The sequence below is a fragment of the Pedobacter psychrophilus genome (assembly GCF_001652725.1).
Taxonomy (GTDB): domain Bacteria; phylum Bacteroidota; class Bacteroidia; order Sphingobacteriales; family Sphingobacteriaceae; genus Pseudopedobacter; species Pseudopedobacter psychrophilus.
The window spans coordinates 48869-70299 of record NZ_LWHJ01000032.1; the positions used below are offsets into that span (position 1 = coordinate 48869).

Annotated in this window: 19 protein-coding genes and 1 tRNA gene; 10 read left to right on the forward strand and 10 right to left on the reverse strand. The window is 34.0% G+C overall.

All coding sequences use genetic code 11. The features are described 5' to 3' along the window. Positions 1 to 127 precede the first annotated feature (127 nt). Complete coding sequence (locus A5893_RS16860; protein ID WP_068823769.1) at positions 128 to 2419, forward strand: Tex family protein; 2292 nt, start codon at positions 128 to 130, stop codon at positions 2417 to 2419. A gap of 256 nt (positions 2420 to 2675) precedes the next feature. Further along, complete coding sequence (locus A5893_RS16865; protein ID WP_068823770.1) at positions 2676 to 3227, forward strand: NUDIX hydrolase; 552 nt, start codon at positions 2676 to 2678, stop codon at positions 3225 to 3227. 1 nt (position 3228) lies between these two features. Here the strand turns inward: A5893_RS16865 and lpdA are convergent, their stop codons facing one another. The 3 genes from lpdA to A5893_RS16880 form a co-directional block, all read right to left on the reverse strand. Continuing rightward, positions 3229 to 4605 carry a dihydrolipoyl dehydrogenase gene (lpdA, locus tag A5893_RS16870; RefSeq protein ID WP_068823771.1) on the reverse strand — a complete coding sequence of 459 codons (1377 nt, stop codon included), beginning with the start codon at positions 4603 to 4605 and terminating at the stop codon, positions 3229 to 3231. A 120-nt stretch (positions 4606 to 4725) separates the two neighbouring features. Then, a complete protein-coding gene (locus A5893_RS16875) occupies positions 4726 to 4962 on the reverse strand; it encodes a hypothetical protein (RefSeq protein ID WP_068823772.1) in 237 nt (78 codons plus the stop codon). Between the two features lie 65 nt (positions 4963 to 5027). Then, entirely contained in the window at positions 5028 to 5504 is a 477-nt protein-coding gene (locus A5893_RS16880; protein WP_068823773.1) for an Lrp/AsnC ligand binding domain-containing protein, read from the reverse strand. 162 nt (positions 5505 to 5666) lie between these two features. Here A5893_RS16880 and A5893_RS17750 point away from each other — a divergent pair. Together A5893_RS17750 and A5893_RS16885 are read left to right on the forward strand one after the other, a co-directional pair. Further along, positions 5667 to 5778, forward strand: a tRNA-Asp gene (locus tag A5893_RS17750). Between the two features lie 152 nt (positions 5779 to 5930). After that, positions 5931 to 6605 carry an FISUMP domain-containing protein gene (locus tag A5893_RS16885; RefSeq protein WP_068823774.1) on the forward strand — a complete coding sequence of 225 codons (675 nt, stop codon included), beginning with the start codon at positions 5931 to 5933 and terminating at the stop codon, positions 6603 to 6605. 212 nt (positions 6606 to 6817) lie between these two features. Here the strand turns inward: A5893_RS16885 and A5893_RS16890 are convergent, their stop codons facing one another. From A5893_RS16890 to A5893_RS16900, 3 genes are read right to left on the reverse strand one after another with little or no spacing between them, the layout of a single operon-like run. Further along, complete coding sequence (locus tag A5893_RS16890) at positions 6818 to 7240, reverse strand: hypothetical protein (protein WP_068823775.1); 423 nt, start codon at positions 7238 to 7240, stop codon at positions 6818 to 6820. A 24-nt stretch (positions 7241 to 7264) separates the two neighbouring features. After that, positions 7265 to 7711 (reverse strand): low molecular weight protein-tyrosine-phosphatase, encoded by a 447-nt coding sequence (locus tag A5893_RS16895; RefSeq protein ID WP_068823776.1) that lies wholly within the window; start codon positions 7709 to 7711, stop codon positions 7265 to 7267. A gap of 13 nt (positions 7712 to 7724) precedes the next feature. After that, positions 7725 to 9035, reverse strand: coding sequence for a DEAD/DEAH box helicase (locus tag A5893_RS16900; protein ID WP_068823777.1), 1311 nt, complete (start codon positions 9033 to 9035; stop codon positions 7725 to 7727). 346 nt (positions 9036 to 9381) lie between these two features. On the opposite strand from A5893_RS16900, the gene A5893_RS16905 reads away from it, so the two are divergent. Both A5893_RS16905 and secA read left to right on the forward strand, forming a co-directional pair. Beyond that, complete coding sequence (locus tag A5893_RS16905) at positions 9382 to 9870, forward strand: hypothetical protein (protein WP_068823778.1); 489 nt, start codon at positions 9382 to 9384, stop codon at positions 9868 to 9870. Positions 9871 to 10052: 182 nt separating this feature from the next. Continuing rightward, a complete protein-coding gene (gene secA, locus A5893_RS16910; protein ID WP_068823779.1) occupies positions 10053 to 13364 on the forward strand; it encodes a preprotein translocase subunit SecA in 3312 nt (1103 codons plus the stop codon). Positions 13365 to 13448: 84 nt separating this feature from the next. Here secA and A5893_RS17955 read toward each other — a convergent pair whose 3' ends face one another. Both A5893_RS17955 and A5893_RS16920 read right to left on the reverse strand, forming a co-directional pair. Continuing rightward, positions 13449 to 14552 carry a hypothetical protein gene (locus tag A5893_RS17955; protein ID WP_068823780.1) on the reverse strand — a complete coding sequence of 368 codons (1104 nt, stop codon included), beginning with the start codon at positions 14550 to 14552 and terminating at the stop codon, positions 13449 to 13451. 7 nt (positions 14553 to 14559) lie between these two features. After that, complete coding sequence (locus A5893_RS16920) at positions 14560 to 15906, reverse strand: T9SS type A sorting domain-containing protein (protein WP_068823781.1); 1347 nt, start codon at positions 15904 to 15906, stop codon at positions 14560 to 14562. Between the two features lie 130 nt (positions 15907 to 16036). Between A5893_RS16920 and A5893_RS16925 the strand changes: the two genes are divergently transcribed. The 4 genes from A5893_RS16925 (at position 16037) to hemA (ending at position 20017) form a co-directional block, all read left to right on the forward strand. Next, positions 16037 to 16450, forward strand: coding sequence for an SPOR domain-containing protein (locus A5893_RS16925; RefSeq protein ID WP_094336744.1), 414 nt, complete (start codon positions 16037 to 16039; stop codon positions 16448 to 16450). Beyond that, positions 16443 to 17636 carry a M20 metallopeptidase family protein gene (locus A5893_RS16930; RefSeq protein WP_068823783.1) on the forward strand — a complete coding sequence of 398 codons (1194 nt, stop codon included), beginning with the start codon at positions 16443 to 16445 and terminating at the stop codon, positions 17634 to 17636. Before A5893_RS16925 ends, A5893_RS16930 begins: the two co-directional genes overlap by 8 nt. Before the next feature lie 69 nt (positions 17637 to 17705). Further along, positions 17706 to 18671 carry a hypothetical protein gene (locus tag A5893_RS16935; RefSeq protein ID WP_317040606.1) on the forward strand — a complete coding sequence of 322 codons (966 nt, stop codon included), beginning with the start codon at positions 17706 to 17708 and terminating at the stop codon, positions 18669 to 18671. A gap of 116 nt (positions 18672 to 18787) precedes the next feature. Next, a complete protein-coding gene (hemA, locus tag A5893_RS16940) occupies positions 18788 to 20017 on the forward strand; it encodes a glutamyl-tRNA reductase (RefSeq protein WP_068823784.1) in 1230 nt (409 codons plus the stop codon). Between the two features lie 48 nt (positions 20018 to 20065). Here hemA and A5893_RS16945 read toward each other — a convergent pair whose 3' ends face one another. Together A5893_RS16945 and A5893_RS16950 are read right to left on the reverse strand one after the other, a co-directional pair. Further along, complete coding sequence (locus tag A5893_RS16945; RefSeq protein WP_068823785.1) at positions 20066 to 20842, reverse strand: DUF3108 domain-containing protein; 777 nt, start codon at positions 20840 to 20842, stop codon at positions 20066 to 20068. Between the two features lie 28 nt (positions 20843 to 20870). Beyond that, a complete protein-coding gene (locus tag A5893_RS16950; RefSeq protein WP_068823786.1) occupies positions 20871 to 21386 on the reverse strand; it encodes a DUF2480 family protein in 516 nt (171 codons plus the stop codon). Between the last annotated feature and the right edge of the window lie 45 nt (positions 21387 to 21431).

Genomic DNA, 21431 nt, shown 5'->3' on the forward strand with positions numbered 1-21431 from the left:
CCTGCCCAACTAACTGCGGGGATACCGCTTCAATCGTTAACACTCACAATTAAGAAAGTGCTATCTTTTTAAATTCATGAGTCATTTTAATTTTGGATTTCTCATCTTCGCACAACAAAATCTTAGCATGGCACAACAGCATATTTTTTTAATTGCACAAGAATTAAATTTAGGGAGCAAACAGGTAGAGACAACTTTAAACTTGTTAGATGAAGGCGCTACTGTTCCCTTTATATCCAGATATAGGAAAGAAATGACGGGAAGTTTAGATGAAGTTCAAGTAACAAATATTCGTGATAGGGCACAGCAATTACGTGATTTGGATAAAAGAAAAGAAGCCATTTTAAAATCCATCGAAGAGCAAGGCAAATTAACTGACGAATTAAAGAAAGCGGTTTTGGCCGCCGAAACAATGACGCTTTTGGAGGATATTTATTTGCCTTACAAACAAAAACGGAAAACTAAAGCCTCCATTGCAAAAGAAAAGGGATTAGAACCTTTAGGATTAAGCATTATTAATCAAGACCAAAAAAATCCTGAAGACGAAGCCGCTGCTTTTATCGATAAAGAAAAAGGGGTGAATACAATTGAGGAAGCTTTACAAGGAGCTAGAGATATCATAGCAGAAATTATCTCTGAAAATGCAGATACAAGGGCAAATCTACGTCAACTATTTTTTAACAAAGGAGTTTTTAAAGCCGAAGTATTAAAAGGAAAAGAGACGGAAGGAATTAAATACAAAGATTATTTTGATTGGAGCGAACCTATTAAAACCGCTCCGTCCCATCGTGTTTTGGCAATGCGAAGAGGAGAAAAAGAATTGATCTTGAGATTAGATGCTTTGCCAGAAGAAGACGCTGCTTTGCAAATTTTGGATAAGCAATTCATCACCTCAAATAACAAAAAAGCACAACAGGTAAAACAAGCTTTAGAAGATAGCTATAAACGCTTATTAAAACCATCCATGGAAACAGAAACCCGCTTAAAATCTAAACAAATGGCGGATGAAGAAGCTATCAAAGTTTTTGCGGAAAATGCCCGTCAGCTTTTATTGGCAGCACCTATTGGACAAAAACGTGTTTTAGCTTTGGACCCAGGTTTTAGAACAGGATGTAAATTAGTGTGTTTAGATGAGCAAGGCAAACTATTAGAAAACACGACAGTTTATCCTCATACAGGTGCTGGAGTTGCCAAAGAAGCTGCACAAACATTAAAACATTTATGTGAGAAATATAAAATTGAAGCTATTGCGATTGGGAATGGTACTGCAAGCAGAGAGACCGAAGATTTTGTTAATGCACAAGGTCTAGAGAATGTTTTGGTAGTGATGGTGAATGAAAGTGGGGCATCAATTTATTCTGCATCGCAAGCAGCAAGAGATGAATTTCCAGACTACGATATTACGGTGAGAGGTGCTGTTTCTATCGGAAGAAGAATGATGGATCCGCTTGCAGAGTTGGTTAAGATAGACCCAAAATCTATTGGAGTTGGGCAATATCAGCATGATGTTGATCAAAATAAATTGCAAACTTCTTTAGACGATACTGTGATTAGCTGTGTAAATGCAGTTGGTGTTGAGTTGAATACGGCATCTAAACAAATTTTGTCTTACGTTTCTGGTTTGGGGCCGCAGTTGGCACAAAATATTATAGATTATCGCAATTTACATGGAGCGTTTAAAAACAGAAATTCTTTAAAAAAAGTTGCCCGTTTAGGCGATAAAGCTTTTGAACAAGCTGCAGCTTTTTTAAGGATTAGGAATAGCGAAAATCCTTTAGATGCCAGTGCAGTACATCCAGAACGTTATGCCTTGGTAGCGCAAATGGCAAAAGATGTTAATTGCAAAGTCGCTGATTTATTAACAGACGCCACTAAAAGAGAACAAATTGATTTAAGGAAATATATTTCTGATGAGGTTGGTTTGCCGACATTAAAAGACATTATTGCAGAGTTAGCAAAACCAGGAAGAGATCCTCGTGAGCAATTTGAAGCTTTTAATTTTGCTGATGGGATTAATAAAATAGAAGATTTAAAACCTGGAATGAGACTTCCTGGAATTGTAACCAACATTACCAATTTTGGGGCTTTTGTTGATATTGGCGTTCATCAAGATGGTTTGGTACATTTAAGTCAAATGGCAGATAAGTTTATCAGCAACCCAAATGAAGTAGTAAAGGTTTCGCAAAGAGTACAAGTTACCGTTGTGGAAGTTGATACTTTAAGAAAAAGAATTTCATTAACGATGAAATCTGGTGAGAAAAAAGAAGCTGTACAAAAACCGGTCATCAAAACGAAAACTCAAGAAAAAGAAATTGCAAAACCTATCCAAAAGCCTGTTTTTGTAAATAAAAAGGAAGATAAAGCGGCAGAAGGAGATATGCAAGATAAGTTGAAGGCGTTGATGGGAAAATTTAAATAGTGACTCATTAAACCTGTCTCCGCAGTACCATAATGGGGAACCTGTTAAATAGCAAATGAAGTAATTATCAATTTTATAGGTTGCGCTAACGATTGAAGCGGCATCCTTTTTGTCCGCCAGCTGGCGGACAAAAAGATACAGCGGAAAGCGTGTTAAAGCGCCCAAATAATCATTTTTTTTATATTATTACTAAGCAGAATCCAGAAATCTTTTTTTAATACAAATTTAAGAACAGAATAAATTTTAATTTTAACACATGGCAGTATCTAAATGGAAAACACTTTCTTCAGAATATTTAGTTAAAAAACCTTGGGCAACTTTAAGGGTTGACGAATGCGAATTGCCTGACGGTAGGGTGGCAAGCGAATATTATGTGTTGGAATATCCTAATTGGGTAAATGTGGTGGCGATTACAGAGGATGAAAAAGTGATTATGGTAAAGCAATATCGCCATAGCGGAGATATTATTTCTATTGAAATTCCGGGTGGAGTTATTGATGGCGATGAAAAACCTGTGGAAGCCGCAAAGCGTGAACTTTTAGAAGAAACTGGTTATTTATTTGAGGATTTCGAATTGGTTTCTACCATATACCCAAATCCGGCAACTTCAAATAACCAGACTTTTTGTTTTTTAGCAAAGGGCGGTATAAAAGTGCAGGAACAAGATTTGGATGAGCATGAAGATATTGATATAGAATTTCATTCGATTGAAGAAGTAAAGCAAATGCTTTTGGAGAATAAAATTCCGCAAGCGTTACATGTTACAGGTTTAACGTATGCCTTTTTAAAGATGGGAGTTTTAAAATAATTTATTCATCTAAAGACATAAATAAATTATTTAGCGATTCTGAAAATAGGGGATGGGCAAATATGTTATTCCGTATTTGCTCATAAGTAATTCCTCCCATCATCGCCATTTGCAAAACTGACATGATTTCACCGCCTTGTTCGCCAATAATGGATGCGCCTAAAATTTGTTTGGTTTTGGCATCTACGATTGCTTTCATGTAACCTTTTGTTTCGCCAGTTTCTAATGCCCTGGCCACATATTTCATTTCTAATTTGGCAACTTTATAGTTTAGTTTTTTCTCTTTGGCTTCATCTTCTGTAATTCCAACCCTACCTAATTGAGGATCGGTAAACATACAATACGGAACAATTCTATCTTTTATAGAGTGATTTTTACCCTTCAAAAGATTATCAACTATTACTAAATGATCATTATATGCAATCTGTGTAAATGCTGGCCCACCTTTAACATCGCCCAAAGCATAAATATTTTTGGCAGAAGTTTCTAATTTGTCATTCACCTCTATAAATCCATTATCGTCAGTTTTTACGCCAGCAAAAGACAATTTTAAATTTTTAGTTTGAGGTTCTCTTCCTGTTGCTACCAAAATATGGCTGCCAGTAAAAGTTTGTTCTTTGCCTTTAATCTTTGTGGAGACTGTTTTTCTATGATCTCCAGAAACTGCTAAAATTTCTGTAGAAGTATGGATTTCGATATTTTCACTTTTAAAAATATCCGTAATGGCTACACAAACATCATTATCTTCATGAGGTAATAAAGTATCGCTTTTTTCTAAAATAGTCACTTTTGCTCCAAAGCGACCCATCATTTGTCCAAACTCTAAAGCAATATAGCCTCCGCCAAGGATAATTAAATGCTCAGGAATTTCTGTTAATTCCATTAAAGAAGTAGAAGTTAAATATTGGGTTTTATCTAATCCTTTAATATTAGGGATTCTTGGAGAACAACCCGTATTGATGAAAATCGTTTCTCCATAAATATCAACTGTTTCGTTTTCTAATTCGACTTTAACATGATTTGCAGTTTCAAAATAACCCAAGCCCATAAATATGGTGATGTTTTTTTCTTTCTCTAAACCTTTTATGGCACCGTTTCTAAAAGATTCAATTATATCGTTCTTCCTTTTTAAAACTGTTTCATAATCAATTCTAAAATTATCAGAAAGTGCTCCCCATTTTGCGCCGTTCTTAGTTAGATATGCAACCCTCGCACTCGCAATCATAGTTTTGGTTGGTGAGCAGCCATCGTTAATACAAGTGCCACCAATCACTCTTTTTTCTATTACCGCCACTTTTTTGCCAGCTTTGGCAAACTTTTTTGCCAATGGAATTCCTGCTTGCCCAGCGCCTATAACTACTACATCAAATTTTTGCATGGTGGTTTTTTTATGAGGATAAGATTCTCTGCTTTGATGTTATCAAGCAGATAAGATGCCATTAAATAAAAAAAGCCCTTGATCTTTAGTTTAGATCAAGGGCTTTTGATAAATTTTAATTTATTCACCAGCTTGAGGATGTGTTGGCTTAATATCTTGTTTTGGCTCGTTTTTAATATCCTCGAATTGTTCGTCTTGGTCGCCGTTTTTTTCTTTATAACTACCTTCGGGTTCCTCTTCTAAATTTTCGTTCCTTCTGTCGGCTTCTTCCTTTGCCCTATTGGTTTGCTCATCAGTTCTTTTGTCATTCGTTTCCTGCCTCGGACCCGATTCCCATTTTTTATCTTCTGTTCCCATGGCTTTATAGTTTAATTGATTTAATAGGTTAAATCAAAATTCTTGCCAGTAGAATATAAGGTAGATTATTTCAAAGTAATTTGTCTTTTAATGCTTTCTTCTAAAGAGATAAAAGTCTCGGTACGTTGTATGCCAGAAACTGCCTGTATCTCATCATTCAATACATATCGTAAATGATTGGTATCTCTACAAATAATCTTGGCGAACATAGAATAACCGCCTGTTGTGTAATGTAGCTCTACAATTTCTTTTATTTTTTTTAACTCATTAACGGCATCATGATAGATGGAGCCTTTTTCTAGGTAAATACCCAAGAAAGCACAAATATCATAACCCACCTTTTGGGCATCAACAATTAAATTAGAACCTTTAATAATTCCTAAATCCTGCATCTTTTTCATCCTCACATGAATAGTACCACCAGAAACGATTAACTCTTTTGCTATTTCAGTATAAGCAGTAGTTGCATCGTTCATTAAAATAGACAAAATATCTATATCTAAATTATCAATTTCTAAATTAGGTCTCAATTTATCAATCATGTTTTTATCGATTATTAATATTTAACAAGTATAAATAAAAAATTAATAAAAATTAAAATATTTTGTTGAAATATTTGCAACGTATTGCCTTTTGCTTTACATTTGTTCTATACAATAAGACAAACGGGCAAGCCGGATGTTTAAAATTGAAAACAAATACACTGTAGGGTGGTGAAATTGGCAGACACACCTCCTTGTCTCGGTGGCGAAGATTTGGGAAATAGCCGCAAGGTGAAATAACTGCTTCGTGTAGGTTCGACTCCTACCCCTACAGCCCTTTCGTTTAATTTAGGTTTATAATTGGTTAGTTTAAGCTCCATTCTCCCCGTTTGGAGCTTAACTGTTTTATAGGGTTTTTGTAAACTGAATAAAATTTAAATTAATCCCATTAAATATTTTATTTTTGCTCATCTACTAATTCATTTTATGAAAAAGCTTTTTATTCTACTATCAATTATAATTATAGGTCTTACCGCTTGTAAAAAAGATAATTATTCTCCAATTAATGGCACACCCATAGTCATAAATGGGCAAACATATACAACTGTTAAAATTGGTACACAAACTTGGACAAGTGTTAATTATAATGGGACGGGTGGCGTTAATTATAACAACAGTGCAAATGACCCAAGATTAGGAAAACTTTATTCTTATCCAGAACTAAGAAGTTTAGATAATTTGCCAAGTGGATGGAGGATACCTTCTATTGCTGATACTAAAATAATGATGAATTATTTAGGTGCTACAAATGGAGAGTATCAGTCAGGTCAAGCTCCTAGATTAATTTTAAATTCTGAGAGTTGTAAAAAAATTATTATTCCTGATGGATGGAATAACCTAACCAACGATAACAATAATAAAATTGGTCTGAATTTATATCCTACTGGTCATTACAATCCTTACTTACCTGGTTTCGATGGCAAAGGAACAGATACAAGTTTTTGGTTATCAGATAAATTTACAATAAACGGATCTTATTTCGAAGTAAACGGATCAAGTTCATACAACTCCCTAACGCTTAAAGGAGAAATATTTACTACTGCTTTGGCTTATGACAATGCCTCAGACAAAAGAACTATTAGATTTGTAAAAGACAATTAGAGATTGTACAAGTTCTTTCAATTCTTTAGTAAATAACCAATTATTTAGCTAAATCGCAGCCAACTTAGAGGAACAACATTTGTTAATTACATTTTGAAGTCTTTAGAAGTTAATCTAAAGAGCCAAAAATTTTGCTTTAACTTTAGTACAAAAATTATTCTATTAAACCCCAGTTAGTGAAAATTCCTAAATTAGCGGAAAAAATTTTACCCCTAATTAGCAGCAATCTCAGAGAAATACCATTTATCAATAACGTTTTGGCGTTGTTTAGAGGTTAGGCTATAAAACTCAGGATTCTTTTTGATGAAAGTTTTAAGCATTTCCATTTGGTTAAACCAAAGTTTTGCGTAGTCGCCCGCGTTCTTCATTCCATAACGATTTAGAAATTCGGCATAAGTTTTTTCGTTTTTAAAAATCTTTGCTTCGTTTTCTTGTAATTCTGCAACTGCTTCTTTAGACGAAGGAAGCTTAAAATCGAACTTTTTGTTATCAAAGTTTTTTCTTGCAGCTAAATAAGCGTTAAAATCTTTATCCTGATTAGCGTTGTAATAATAATATTGAAGGTCTTTTACTTGTTTTTGCGCAAACACGCTAAATGTGCAACAAACAATAATCAATGTAATCAGCTTTTTCATCTCTTTTTTATTGGATGATTAAAGCTATCTATTTTCCTTTTTTAGGGATGTTAATAGTTTTCCACATTGTGCGTAAATCATATTGAAAGTTGGCTTAAACAAGCTGTCGTCATAATAAGGATCCGGTACAATTTCATCGGTGATAAACAACTTTACTTTTTGTTTTTCTTCATCAGAAGTTGCCAAATTAATTACGTCCTCATAGTTATGTTTATCCATCACATAAATATGATCAAAGGTTTTAAAATCGGCTTTGATAAACTGTCGGGCTTTTTGATGGCTAATATCGATGCCGTTTTGTTGGGCAATTTTTATAGACCGAACATCTGGATGTCTGCCAATATGATAAGCGCCTGTCCCTGCAGAATCTACCTGCCAACCCAAGCCTTCTTTATCAATAAAATGTTTCATAATGCCTTCCGCCAAAGGCGAACGGCATATATTCCCTAAACAAACCATCAAAATTTTCATCTCTAAAAATTTTTTATCTGTTTACTTTTTGCTTAAAATATTTCTTTTTTGGTCGGTCTCCACCTTGTGTTGCTTCGGTTTGGTTTCCAGCACTTTTAGGTTTATTGCTGTTATTATTGTTTCCACCACCATGGTTATTTCTTCTTCCTCCACGGTTATCAGCAGCTTTTTTCTCTGACATAATCCCTTTAAAAGGGAATGGATGGTCTTCTATAACAGGTATATTTTTATTGATCAATTTATGGATATCCTTTAAAAATTCCTTTTCCTCAGCATCGCAAAAAGAGATCGCGGTTCCGTTTGCGCCAGCTCTTCCAGTACGTCCAATTCGGTGTACATAAGTTTCAGATATATTTGGGATTTCAAAGTTGATTACGTGTGCCAACTCATCAATATCAATTCCTCTTGCTGCAATATCGGTGGCAACCAAAACCCTAATACTTTGATTTTTAAAATTTTCTAAAGCATTTTGACGGGCATTTTGAGATTTATTTCCGTGGATAGCCGCAGATTTAATCCCCTCCTTTGCTAAAACTTTTACTACTTTATCTGCTCCATGTTTTGTTCTGGTAAAAACTAAAGCAGTTTTAATTTCTTTGCTATCTAACAAATGGAGCAAAAGATCATATTTATTGTTCCTATCTACATAGTATAAAAACTGGTTTATGGTTTCTGCGGTAGAAGAAACCGGCGTAACCTCAACCCTAACCGGATTATTTAAAATGGTGTTTGCCAATTGCGTAATGGCTGGAGGCATGGTAGCCGAGAAAAACAAAGATTGTCTTTGTTTTGGCAAAGCGGCAATCAGTTTTTTAACATCATGAATAAAACCCATATCTAACATCCTATCAGCCTCGTCTAAAACAAAAAATTCTACATCTTTTAAACTCACAAAACGTTGGTTCATTAAATCTAAAAGCCTTCCTGGGGTTGCAATTAAAATATCAATACCATTGCGCAAAGCATCAGTTTGCGCTTTTTGACCAACGCCACCGAAGATAACGGTATGGTTTAAGTGTAAAAATTTACCATAATCTGCAAAGCTTTCGCCAATTTGTATGGCCAATTCTCTTGTTGGGGTAACAATTAAAGTCTTTATTTTTCTTGATCCTTTTTGTTGAGGACCTTTTTGATGTAATAATTGTAAAATTGGGATTGCAAATGCGGCAGTTTTACCTGTACCCGTTTGTGCGCAACCTAATAAATCTCTTTCCTGTAATAATAATGGGATGGCTTGCGCTTGTATTGGAGTAGGTTTTTCGTAACCTAATAATTTTAAAGCCTTTTGTATGGGCTCAATTAATTCTAATTCTGAAAATGTCATAACTTTTTTTAATGGAGGGAAGCATGAAACATTTCAATTTAGAAAGCAAAGCAAACCTCTGTAATTTTTGCAAAGGTACGTTTATTATTTTGATGGTTTTTAATTGCTTATTAATTGTGAAACTATAAATGCTTTTGGCATTTAGCTTTAGGCTTTAATAAGTACGCTCTGCCAATTTTACCAAACACAACCCCACTTCATTTGTTTGCTGGTTTCTTTGGGATCTCCGTAACTTTTATTGGTGTAAAAAAAGCACTAACAAAAATGCACCAAGCCCTGCACATCCCTAGCGCAAAAAATCAAAATAACCCGATGATTTAAACCGATTAAATTTTTATTTTCGAGGATGAAAAAACAGCTACTTATCATTTTTGGGATATTATTATTCAGCATCAATTTCGCCAAAGCGCAAACAATAAAAGACACTATCCAAATCCGAAAAAGCACATTTGGTACTATATATTTAAAGGACGGAAAAAGCTTAAATACTGGAAGAAAACTTCATAAGCTAATAAAGTCAAATCCAGAAAACTATTCAGAAATAACAATAATAAAAACTAACTGGGTTTTCGCCACAATATTTGGCGGGGCAGCAGGATATATTTATGGCAATCAATATGCTACCAGATACAGAAGGTCATCGCCAGATTGGGTATCACTTAGTGCTGCAACTGCTTTATTCGGATTATCTATCCCATTTGAGATTGGAAGGGCTAAACACATTAAAAAAGCAGTTCTAATTTACAATAAAGGTTTAATGGAAACTAGTAAGAATAAAACCCTTTATAATTTCGGAATCTCTAATAATGGGATTGGAGTTAAAATCGCTTTTTAAGCTCAAAACAAGTTAAATAATATAAATATTTTAACTAAAATTTTTACACAATAACTCCCATTCAAAAATTACCTAAACCCCATATAAAATATTAATTTTGCAGCCCAACAATGCCAATATGACTTATAAAAGCCCATGGCTTAATTGTTGATTTTAAAACGTTTTAATACAAGAAAATAACGATGTTAAGTTTTATCAATAAAATATTTGGTAGTAAATCTGATAGAGATGTTAAAGCCGCCAAACCATTAGTAGAAAAAATTAAAGCCGAGTATGAAAAATTAAGCGGTTTAAGCAATGACGAATTAAGAGCAAAAACCGCAGATTTTAGAAATAGGATAAAAGAAGGTTTAAAAGAAATTGATGATAAAATTGCCGAAATCAAAAGCAATGTTGAAGCCTCACCAGATATGCCTTTGCATGAAAAAACAGATTTTTATGATGAGGTGGATAAATTGGAGAAGGATAGGAATAAATCTTTAGAAATTATTTTATTAGAAATTCTTCCAGAAGCTTTTGCAGTAATGAAAGACACTGCGAGAAGATTTACAGAAAACGAAACTATTGAAGTTACTGCTACGGATTTTGATCGTGAACTAGCAGCTAAAAAACCAAACGTATTGATTAAAGGCGATAAAGCCGTTCACCATAATTCTTGGTTAGCAGCCGGCACCGAAGTAAAGTGGAACATGGTGCATTACGATGTTCAGTTGATTGGTGGTATCGTATTGCATGAAGGTAAAATTGCCGAAATGGCAACTGGTGAGGGTAAAACATTGGTAGGTACGTTGCCTATTTATTTAAATGCCCTATCAGGTGAAGGTATTCATGTTGTTACTGTTAACGATTATTTAGCAAGAAGGGATAGTGAGTGGAATGGGCCAATTTTCGAGTTTCATGGTTTAGCTGTTGATTGTATTGATAAGCATCAACCAAATTCGCCACAAAGAAGAAAAGCTTACCAAGCAGATGTAGTTTACGGAACTAATAATGAGTTTGGTTTTGATTACCTGCGTGACAATATGACACGCTCACCAGAAGAATTGGTGCAAGGCAAATTGCATTATGCAATTGTGGATGAGGTGGATTCTGTTTTAATTGATGATGCCCGTACCCCCTTAATTATATCTGGGCCAATTCCTAAAGGTGATGAACATGAATTTTATGATTTAAAACCACGAATAGAACGTTTGGTAAATGCACAAAAAAATTATGTTCAAGGTGCGTTAAATGAAGCAAAAAAATCTATCGCTGATGGTAAAAACGGACCTGGTGAGGGCGAAGGTGGGTTAGCTTTATTTAGAGCTTATCGTGGTTTACCAAAAAATAAGGCATTAATTAAGTTTTTGAGTGAGCCAGGAATGAAAGGTATCCTTAATAAAACCGAAAACTATTATATGCAGGATCAAAACAAAGAAATGCCTTATGCAGATCAAGAGCTTTTCTTTGTTATCGATGAAAAAAACAACCAGGTAGAACTTTCTGAAAAAGGAATTGAATTAATTACAACTTCTGGCGAAGATCCTCACTTTTTTGTGATGCCAGATGTGGGAACAGAAATTTCTGATATTGAAAAATCAGCGTTAAGCGTAGAAGAAAAAGCGATTAAGAAGGATGAATTAATCAGAGATTTCTCTATAAAATCAGAACGTATTCACTCTGTAAATCAATTGTTAAAAGCTTATACTTTATTTGAAAAAGATACAGAATATATTATTGATGAAGGTAAGGTCAAAATTGTAGATGAGCAAACAGGTCGTATTATGGATGGCCGTCGTTATTCTGATGGTTTGCACCAGGCGATTGAAGCTAAAGAGAATGTAAAAGTGGAGGATGCTACTCAAACTTACGCCACCATTACCTTACAAAATTACTTTAGGATGTACCACAAATTAGCTGGTATGACGGGTACAGCGGTAACAGAAGCGGGAGAGCTTTGGCAAATCTATAAATTGGATGTGGTTGAAATTCCTACCAACCGTCCAATTGTGCGTGATGACAGACAGGATAAGGTTTATCGTACCATGCGAGAGAAATATAATGCTGTTGCAGAAGAGATTGTGGAATTGACAGAAGCTGGTCGCCCGGTTTTAGTGGGTACAACATCTGTAGAGATTTCTGAATTATTAAGCCGTATGCTAAAGATGAAAGGAATTAAGCATAATGTATTAAACGCAAAACTTCATCAAAGAGAAGCTGATATTGTTGCCGAAGCAGGTAAGCCAGGTCAGGTAACTATCGCTACAAACATGGCCGGACGTGGTACGGATATTAAATTAGGAGAAGGTGTAAAAGCTTCTGGCGGTTTGGCCATTGTGGGTACAGAGCGTCACGAATCTCGCCGTGTGGATAGACAGTTGAGAGGTCGTTCTGGTCGTCAGGGAGATCCTGGTTCTACTCAATTCTTCGTTTCTTTAGAAGATAACTTAATGCGTCTTTTTGGATCAGAACGTATTGCCGGTTTAATGGTGAGAATGGGAATTGAAGAAGGAGAAGTGATTCAACATTCTATGATTACCAACTCTATTGAAAGAGCGCAAAAGAAAGTAGAAGAAAACAACTTTGGTATTCGTAAGCGATTATTAGAGTATGATGATGTGATGAATTCGCAACGAAGCGTTATTTACACCAAACGTAAAAATGCACTTTTCGGAAACCGTTTAGATGTGGATATCGAGAATATGATTTTAGATGTTGCCGATGATGTTGTTGTAGAATATAAAGAAGAAAATAATTACGAAGGCTTAAAATTAGAACTTTTAAGATTATTCGCCTTTGATACTGAAGTTACTGAGGATGAATTTACAAGTTTAAATGTAGATAAATTGTCTGATCAGGTTTTTGCGGAAGCCATGGCTTTTTATAGACGTAAGTCAGAAGCAATTGCAAATCAGGCTTATCCGGTTTTAAAAGAAATCTATGATACCAGAGGTCAAAATATTGAAAGTATCATTGTTCCTTTTACTGATGGTTCACATGGTATCCAGGTTGCAGCACCATTAAAAAAATCTATCGAAAGTAAGGGTAAAGAAGTTGTAAAATCATTTGAAAAAACAATTACGCTTTCGCTGATAGATGATACCTGGAAAGAACATTTACGTGAAATGGACGATTTGAAACAATCAGTTCAAAATGCAGTTTATGAGCAAAAAGATCCATTAGTAATTTATAAAGTGGAAGCTTTTAATTTATTTAAAGGAATGCTTTCTGTAGTAAATAAAGATGTAGTGAGTTTCTTATTTAAAGGTGGAATTCCGGTACAACAAAACGAATCTTCTTTGAAGGAAGCTCGTCCACAACCAAAAACAGATATGAGTAAATTAAAAGTTTCTAAAGCAGAAACAGCTCAAGAAAGCAATGGTGTATTAATGGAAGATACTCGTGAATTACAAAAACCACAACCTGTAAAGGCAGAGGTTAAAATTGGAAGAAACGACCCTTGCCCTTGTGGTAGTGGTAAAAAGTATAAAAGTTGTCACGGCTTAAATGCATAAACTATTTAAATAAATTTTTGATAACAAAAAAGCCCCAAGTTTTAAAACTTAGGGCTTTTTTTATAAGATATTATTTTCTGAAACTTATTGTAAAATGAGGGCTGAGAAAACAAGGGCAGAGGTATTTGCTTTTGAGTTTACCTTGTAACTAATAAAACTACCTGCCGGTATATAAATATTTGAAGTAGATGACCCTGTCGAATTAGCAGCAATAGTAACGGCTAGAGCGGTATCGTTCATTGAAGTGGGGCTTGTACCAACCCTTAATGTTAAGGTTAAACTTTGTGAAGTACCATTAAAGACAGTTAGTTTTTTTGCCTTACACGCTACAGGAATTAATGATGAAACATAAGAATTTTCAGTTGCAGCATTCGAATTTGAAGAAGTTACAGATGTAAATCTACTGCTATTATTTAAATTTCTGCTTGTTGTAAATAATGTTGGGATACCTAGAGTAAATTCGCTTATTGCATCTTCTCTTAAATAATTGTTAGAATTTGCTGCTTCAGAATTGATATTATTTGCACTAAAAGTTGTAGGACTTGTTAAACTTGTACCTACTGGTCCAGTAGTTCCGGTAGCTCCTGTAGCCCCAGTAGAACCAGCAACTCCTCCAGTTGCACCAGTTGCACCAGTTGCTCCAGTAGCGCCCGTTGCTCCAGGAGTACCTACTATACCTGTAGCGCCGGTTGCGCCTATAGCGCCAGTAATACCAGTTGCACCAGTTGCTCCGGTAGTTCCTGTAACACCAGTTGCTCCCGTTGCTCCCGTTGCTCCTGTAGTGCCGGTAGCGCCAGTAGTTCCAATTGCTCCAGTAATACCAGTAGCACCTTGTGCTCCAGTTGCTCCCGTTGTTCCTATAGTTCCAGTAGCACCTTGTGCTCCAGTAGCGCCAGGAATGCCTTGAAGCCCTTGTGCTCCAAACAAAATCCAAGCTGATCCATTATAATAATAAAATCCAGAAGTTCCGTCTGTTTGATATATTAATAATGCTAATGCAGGATTTGTTATCGCATTTTTTTGAGCTGCTGTCATTCGTGGAATTAACATTCCTTTTGTTGTACTCTTTATATCTAAAATTGAACTATTATCTGCAGTAGAACCATCAGCATTGATGGCAATACTTTGCGCTTTTATAGTAAGTGAAGCACATAAAATGATGGCTAAGTAGAAAATTTTTATTTTCATTTGGTATTTAATTTTTAATGAATTTAAATGTTTTATTTAAGGAGTTATTAGATGCTTTTAAGAAATAAGTTCCACTTGGAATTTGTGAAACATCTAGAGAAAAATTGTTCAATCCAGCTTCAGCAGAAAAAGATTTTGAAATTTCTATTTTACCTATGCTAGATATGATTTGAAATGTTGTCAACTGTTTGTCTACTAAATAAAATGAACAAGATAGATGATGAGTGGTGGGATTGGGATAAATAACAACCGAATTATCTATTGATAAATCATAATTTATAGCAATAGGAGAAGAGGTGTAATTGCCGCCATCATAATCAATGGATTTAATTTGATAGTAGTTTAAACCTTTAAAAGGATTTCTATCCTCAAATTCATAATTATTATCTCTTCTTATACTGCTTAATGAAGTGGTTTTATTGATATCAATAAATGTTTTACCATCAGTACTTTTCTGTAATATAAAATGGCTCACATTATTTTCACCTAAAGTTGCCCATTTTAATATTATGCTATTGATATTTTGTTTAGCTGATAATTGAAGCGAAGTAATTGGTAAAGTAGTAAAGTTATTTGCTAATGACAATAAGTTCAGATTTGAAAGCCCTGAAGCTTCAACATAATTATTAGTTGTATTTAAAGTTTGAAAATTTATATTATTCCAGGTGATTCCTCCATTAGCTGAGGATATCAATTTCAATTGATTTTCATCTAAAGAACCAATTTCAGCATCCAGATAATTGAATCTTACAGTTGCATTTATGTTTGAATTATTAGTTGGAGTGATATCAAAAAATCTTTTTAAAGTGAAGTTTGTTCCATCTGAAAGTGAATAGTTGCCTCTCTTTATAGTTGTTAAACCCAAATTTGAAGAAGAAGTAATACTTAAACCTAAATTACCAGGATTGGTTGACGATGGTGCATTTAAGGTGGCCTGTCTGATTATAAATCCTGAACTCCCAGTTATAAAACTAGTTTCTGTTTCTCCTAATAGTTGACCATTTGTCCCTAAATCTAAATTATAACCGTTTAAATCTAATTTACCGCTAACTAGTTCTATAGTGCCATTTAAATCTACAGAGCTCAGTAATTTTACGCTAACACCCCCAGATTTATTAATGCTTAAATTTTTTATTGAACCATTTGTCATAATGGTATTATCTGGGGATAATCCGGAAAGTATTAATTTTCCGTCTCCAGATATAGCTGTGGTGCCATTTATTAATGATAAATTATCGATAACCAAATTAGCACCATTGCTAATAACTAGGTTGGTATTATTTGCTATTTTGATTTGTCCTTTTGTAAAAAAAGGTGATAGAATGATTAGAATTAAGCCAATATAATATTTCATAGATAGGGATGTAATACAAAAGTAAGCTAAAAAATTAAATTTTAATATTTTTAGCTTGTACTATAAAATAGAATGCCGATTTTTGTGGTGGCTGCAAATTTGTATCAATTCAGCAAAATTGCTGTAAATAATGAAAAAAACTCTATACATATTTTTTATTTTTTTTAGTTCTTATGCATTTGCACAAAATGATGCTAAAGTTACTGTAGTAAAAGATCCATTGATTGATAGTTTAATCGCTAGAAGAATTGCGTTAACAAAAGGGGTTTCTAAAGATGGTACATTAATAACAGTATACGGTTTTAGAATTCAGATTTACTATGGCCCGGATAGAAAGGAGGCTTATAATGAACAAGCAAAATTTAAATCTTATTATCCAGAATATGAGACCTACTTATCATACATGCAGCCTAATTACAGCGTTAAAGTGGGCGATTTTAGGAGTAAGTCTGAAGCTCAAAATTTATTAAATAATTTAAGATCAACTTTTCCAACTGTTTTTATATTTAACCAACCTATTAATCCGCTTAAAGCCGATGAATAACTCCTTAAAAGAAAAGATTTCTGCTCTTGCCCATCAAATTCATAACGAAGTAACACAAAACAGAAGGCATCTTCATTCGCATCCCGAACTTTCATTTGAGGAATACAATACGGCTGCATTTGTAAAAAACGAACTGGAGAAATTGGGGATTTCTTTTACTGAAATGGCTGGAACAGGAGTAGTAGGCGTTATAAAAGGTGGAAAAATATCAGATAAGGTTATCGCTTTAAGAGCAGATATGGATGCTTTGCCCATATTTGAAGCTAATGAAGTAGAATACAAATCGAAAAACGAAGGCGTGATGCATGCTTGTGGGCATGATGTGCACACTTCTTCTCTTTTGGGTACAGCAAAAATTTTAAATGAGCTTAAATCAGAGTTTGGAGGAATAGTTAAGTTGATCTTTCAGCCAGGAGAAGAAAGATTACCAGGCGGAGCAAATTTGATGATTAAGGAAGGCGTGTTAGAAAACCCAAAGCCAAATGCAGTAATGGGGCAACACGTGATGCCTTTAATAGAAGCAGGGAAAATTGGAATGCGTTCTGGTAAATATATGGCCTCTACTGATGAAATTTATGTCACCATCAAAGGTAAAGGTGGGCATGGCGCACAACCTCAGCAGAATATAGATCCGGTGGTAATAATGGCGCAAATGATAACCGCTTTGCAAACCATTATCAGCAGAAGTTCTGATCCACGTTTTCCTTCTGTCTTATCTTTCGGGAAAGTGATTGCCCAAGGTGCAACAAATGTTATCCCTAACGAAGTATATTTAGAAGGAACTTTTAGGACTTTAAACGAAAAATGGAGAGCTGAAGCGCATATAAAAATGAAAAAATTGGCAGAAAGTATTGCCGAAGGAATGGGCGGAAGTGTTGATTTTAGGATTGAAAAGGGTTATCCATTTTTAGTTAACGAGGAACATTTAACCGCCAGGACCAAGGAAGCTGCCATAGAATATCTAGGTGAAGAAAACGTTTTAGATTTAGATATTTGGATGGCTGCTGAAGATTTTGCTTATTTCTCGCAAGCTGCTGATGCTTGTTTCTATAGATTAGGAACCAGAAACGAAGCAAAAGGAATTACCTCTTCTGTTCACACACCTACATTTGATATAGATGAAAAAGCCTTAGGTTTAAGTACTGGCTTAATGGCTTATTTAGCGATTAAAGAATTAGGGAACTAAATCCCTTTAAATTTGTTTAAAATATTAAACTCCTTTTAGTAGAGGATTCACTTGTCTTAATTTATTATTTTGAAAATTTCCTCCATTAAAATTATTCTTCTTTCTGCCTTTAGTTTTATATTTTTTTACTCAAATGCTTATTCTCAAGCAATTCCTCGCTTTAATCCTGATACCGTCCTAACCATGAAAATGGATAAAGATGCTGTTGTAAAAGTTGGTAAGGCAGGTTTAGACATAGAAGATTTTATCCAAGAGATTTTAATAGACACTAGCTTTTACCAAGCTTTTAGAAATATGAAAAAGTATGCTTTTACAGCAGAAAATAGAGTGTACACCTATGATAAAAAAGATAAAGTAACTGGTAAGATTTACAGAAAATTATACCACAGCAACAATAGTACTGGCCATAATATTAAAACCTTAGTAAAAGAAGATACCGGAGACCTTTTAAAGAAAAACGGAAAGTATGAGTTATATACGGTAGAAATGTTCGATTATATTTTCATGAACGCCTATAATTCTGATTTTGTACCAAATAGTAGTTCTTCTGCGCCAGGTAAAGGGGGCAGTAACGAATCTTATAAAGACAAACTGAAAACATTGATATTTACGCCAGGAAGACCCATAAAAGGAGTTCCTTTTATCTCTAATAAAACAGAAATTTTTACGGCAAATAGCCGTGAAAACTATAACTATCAATTTTTTAGGGGAACATATTTAGATTCTATTCCGGTTTATCGTTTTAAAGTTACGGTAAAACCTGATTTAAGCAATTGGACAAAAGATGGCATTATGATTAAAGAATTGACTACCATTTTTGATCAGCGCAATTTCCAAATTTTAGGTAGATATATAGATATGAAGTTGGATAATTTAGCATTTGATTTTGATGTGCAGATGAACATTGAAATGAGTTATTTTGGCGAAGATTTATTACCTACTAAAATCAGCTATCAAGGCAATTGGGATATCCCATTTAAAAAAGAAGAAAAAGCAAGCTTTTTAGTGCTTCATAAAAACTATAAATTAGAATAAAACAATCCTGTCAAATAGCTTGTAATTTATACTCCTTCTAAATAACCTCAATTGACAAAGGATTGACACATGCTAGCCCTCGCTATTATACTTTTGTGGAGTCTAAAAAAATCTAATTGAAGTATTTAAAAGTTATAGCATTCACTCACAAACTCATCGATTTGAAAGAGTTGGGATGTTTGGTTTTATGTGAAGAGGCTATAGATAATAGACTTCAATTATTAAAATCTATCTACGATATTCCCGAAATTTTTTATTTAGCTACTTGTAACCGTGTAGAATTTGTTTTTACTGCTGAAGAAAAATTAGATAAATCGTTTGTTAAATCTTTCCTTCAAACATTACATGCAGATAGTTTAAGCGAATCTCAATTAGAAAGTATCACTGATAATAGTGAGCTTTTTGAGCAGGAAGATGCTTTAAATCACTTGATGAGGGTTTCTAGTTCTTTAGAAAGTTTAGTGGTTGGAGAGAAAGAGATTTTAGCACAAGTAAGAAAATCATATGAAAATTGCCGTTCTAAGCAATTCACAGGTGATTATTTGCGAATGATTATGAATACTGTTGTAAAAACAGCAAAAGAGGTTTATACTTTTACAAATATTTCTAAAAATCCTATTTCAATAGTTTCTTTAGCTTACCGTAGATTGAGGGATTTACAAGTTTGCTCTAACTCTCGTATTTTAATAATTGGAGCAGGCGAAACCAATCACAATATTGCGAAATATTTAAAAAAACACACTTATACTAACTTTTCTATATTTAATAGAACCTTAAGCAAAGCACAAGATTTAGCAAACGAACTTGGGGGTTTTGCTTATCCTTTAGAAGATTTAAAAACCTTTGATAAAGGTTTTGATGTCATCATCACCTGTACTTCATCAACCGAGCCTATTATCACACAGGAAGTTTATCAACATTTACTAGCTGGGGAAACTACTTCTAAAGTTATTGTTGATTTGGCCGTTCCTGGCGATGTTGCTCCCGATGTGATCGAAAATAATAATATCCAATATATTGAGATTAACTCTTTAAAGGAAGTTGCCAATAACAATCTTAACGAGCGATATCAAGAACTTATAAAAGGGGAAGCTATTATTGCTGATAACATTGTTCAGTTTAGACCTGTTTTGCAACAGAGAAGAGTAGAATTGGCGATGAGAGAAGTTCCTCAAAGGATTAAGGAAATTAAAGAAAGAGCTTTAAACTCAGTTTTTGCAAATGAGATTGAAGGTTTGGATGAAAACTCACGTCAGGTTTTAGAAAAGGTAATGACTTATATGGAGAAAAAATACATCAGCGTTCCCATGGTGATGGCAAAAGATATTCTTATCAATTGCAAATAGATTTGCTTCTAGTTTAAAACTAAAATTTATAGAATAATAAAGCCTATTTTATAATTTTTTTAAAGTTGATTTTAAACCCTCTGCCGTATTAATTTCTAGAATAATAGAACCTACTAAAACTTCAGCTTTAGCCCTAACTGGGATCCTGTTCGCATCATCACTAATCCATAAATAAAGTTTGCTTTCTCGTTTAAAAATTCTTCCAGGCCTAATTGATGGGCTAAATTTTAAACAAGCAATTTTACCTAAACTGGTTCTGATCGTTTCTTTTCCAACATATTGTATAGTTAATGGAGTAATCTCATCATCTAAAAAATAATTGACACTAAACTTATCGCCAATTTTTGCTCCTGTTAAATCTAAATTACGAGCAAAATAATAAGCTGAAACTAAATCGAATGTTTGTGTAACTGGAGATTTAAAAGTGCCTTTAGATGCCACAACTTTTTTTTGATCTTGATAAAAACGAGCCTTATCATTTCTTGTATATTTATCTTCCCTAACATTTTCGGTATATAAATAAGGAGTAAAATCTTTTTGGTCAATATAAGAATCGTACCTATTTCTTACTTTATAAAAAACATCAAAGCTACCAGAAGTGCTTCCATCTACCATTAAATGATAGGTTGGTTTATTATCAAATTTTATATCGGTTGGTAATACTTGTATGGTTGCTTCTGCTGCAGTAAAAAAACCGTATTTAAGTTTGTAAGTGATTTTTTCGCCAGCTTTAAAAGACGAACGGCTTAAAAAATCTAACTCCTGAGCAGATGATAGATTTGAAATAAATAATGACAAAAAAAAGATTGAAAAAAGCTTCTTCATAATTGGGATAAAAAATAAACGAACCAAACTAGTCTTTTCTTTTATAGATTGGGACAGTAGAACAAGGTTCGCCATACATAATACTTTTAGCTACATTGTTTAATTTATTTGTTATTGCCATAAACGCCGTGATGGGTACATATATTTCTCCGCATCCTTTAATTACAATACGCTGATCTTTAAAATGTGATACATCCATAGCATCTATAGCCTTTAAATATAACGCAGTTTCTAAAACTTCTAAATCGCCAAAAACAAATAAGTTGGCAAAAGGACTAAGTTTAGAAGCGATCAGCATATAAGCCCATGTTGGTACAATTGCATCTGCAGAACAAATTACACTTACATTTTTATCCTGATATTGCGCCCAATTATGTTGCTTAATAAACTCTCTAAAATCTTTTTCCCTTAACATTAATCCGTGAAAAAGATTATCCTTAATATCATAAACAACAAGTTCTCCACTGGATTTTAGTGTTGCTAAATCAAATGAAATCAATCCACTTTGTGCAACCTTATTAACTATATTTTCTTGAATGTCCATTTTCTCTAAAATAAAAAACCCGAAGATAGCTGTATATCTTCGGGT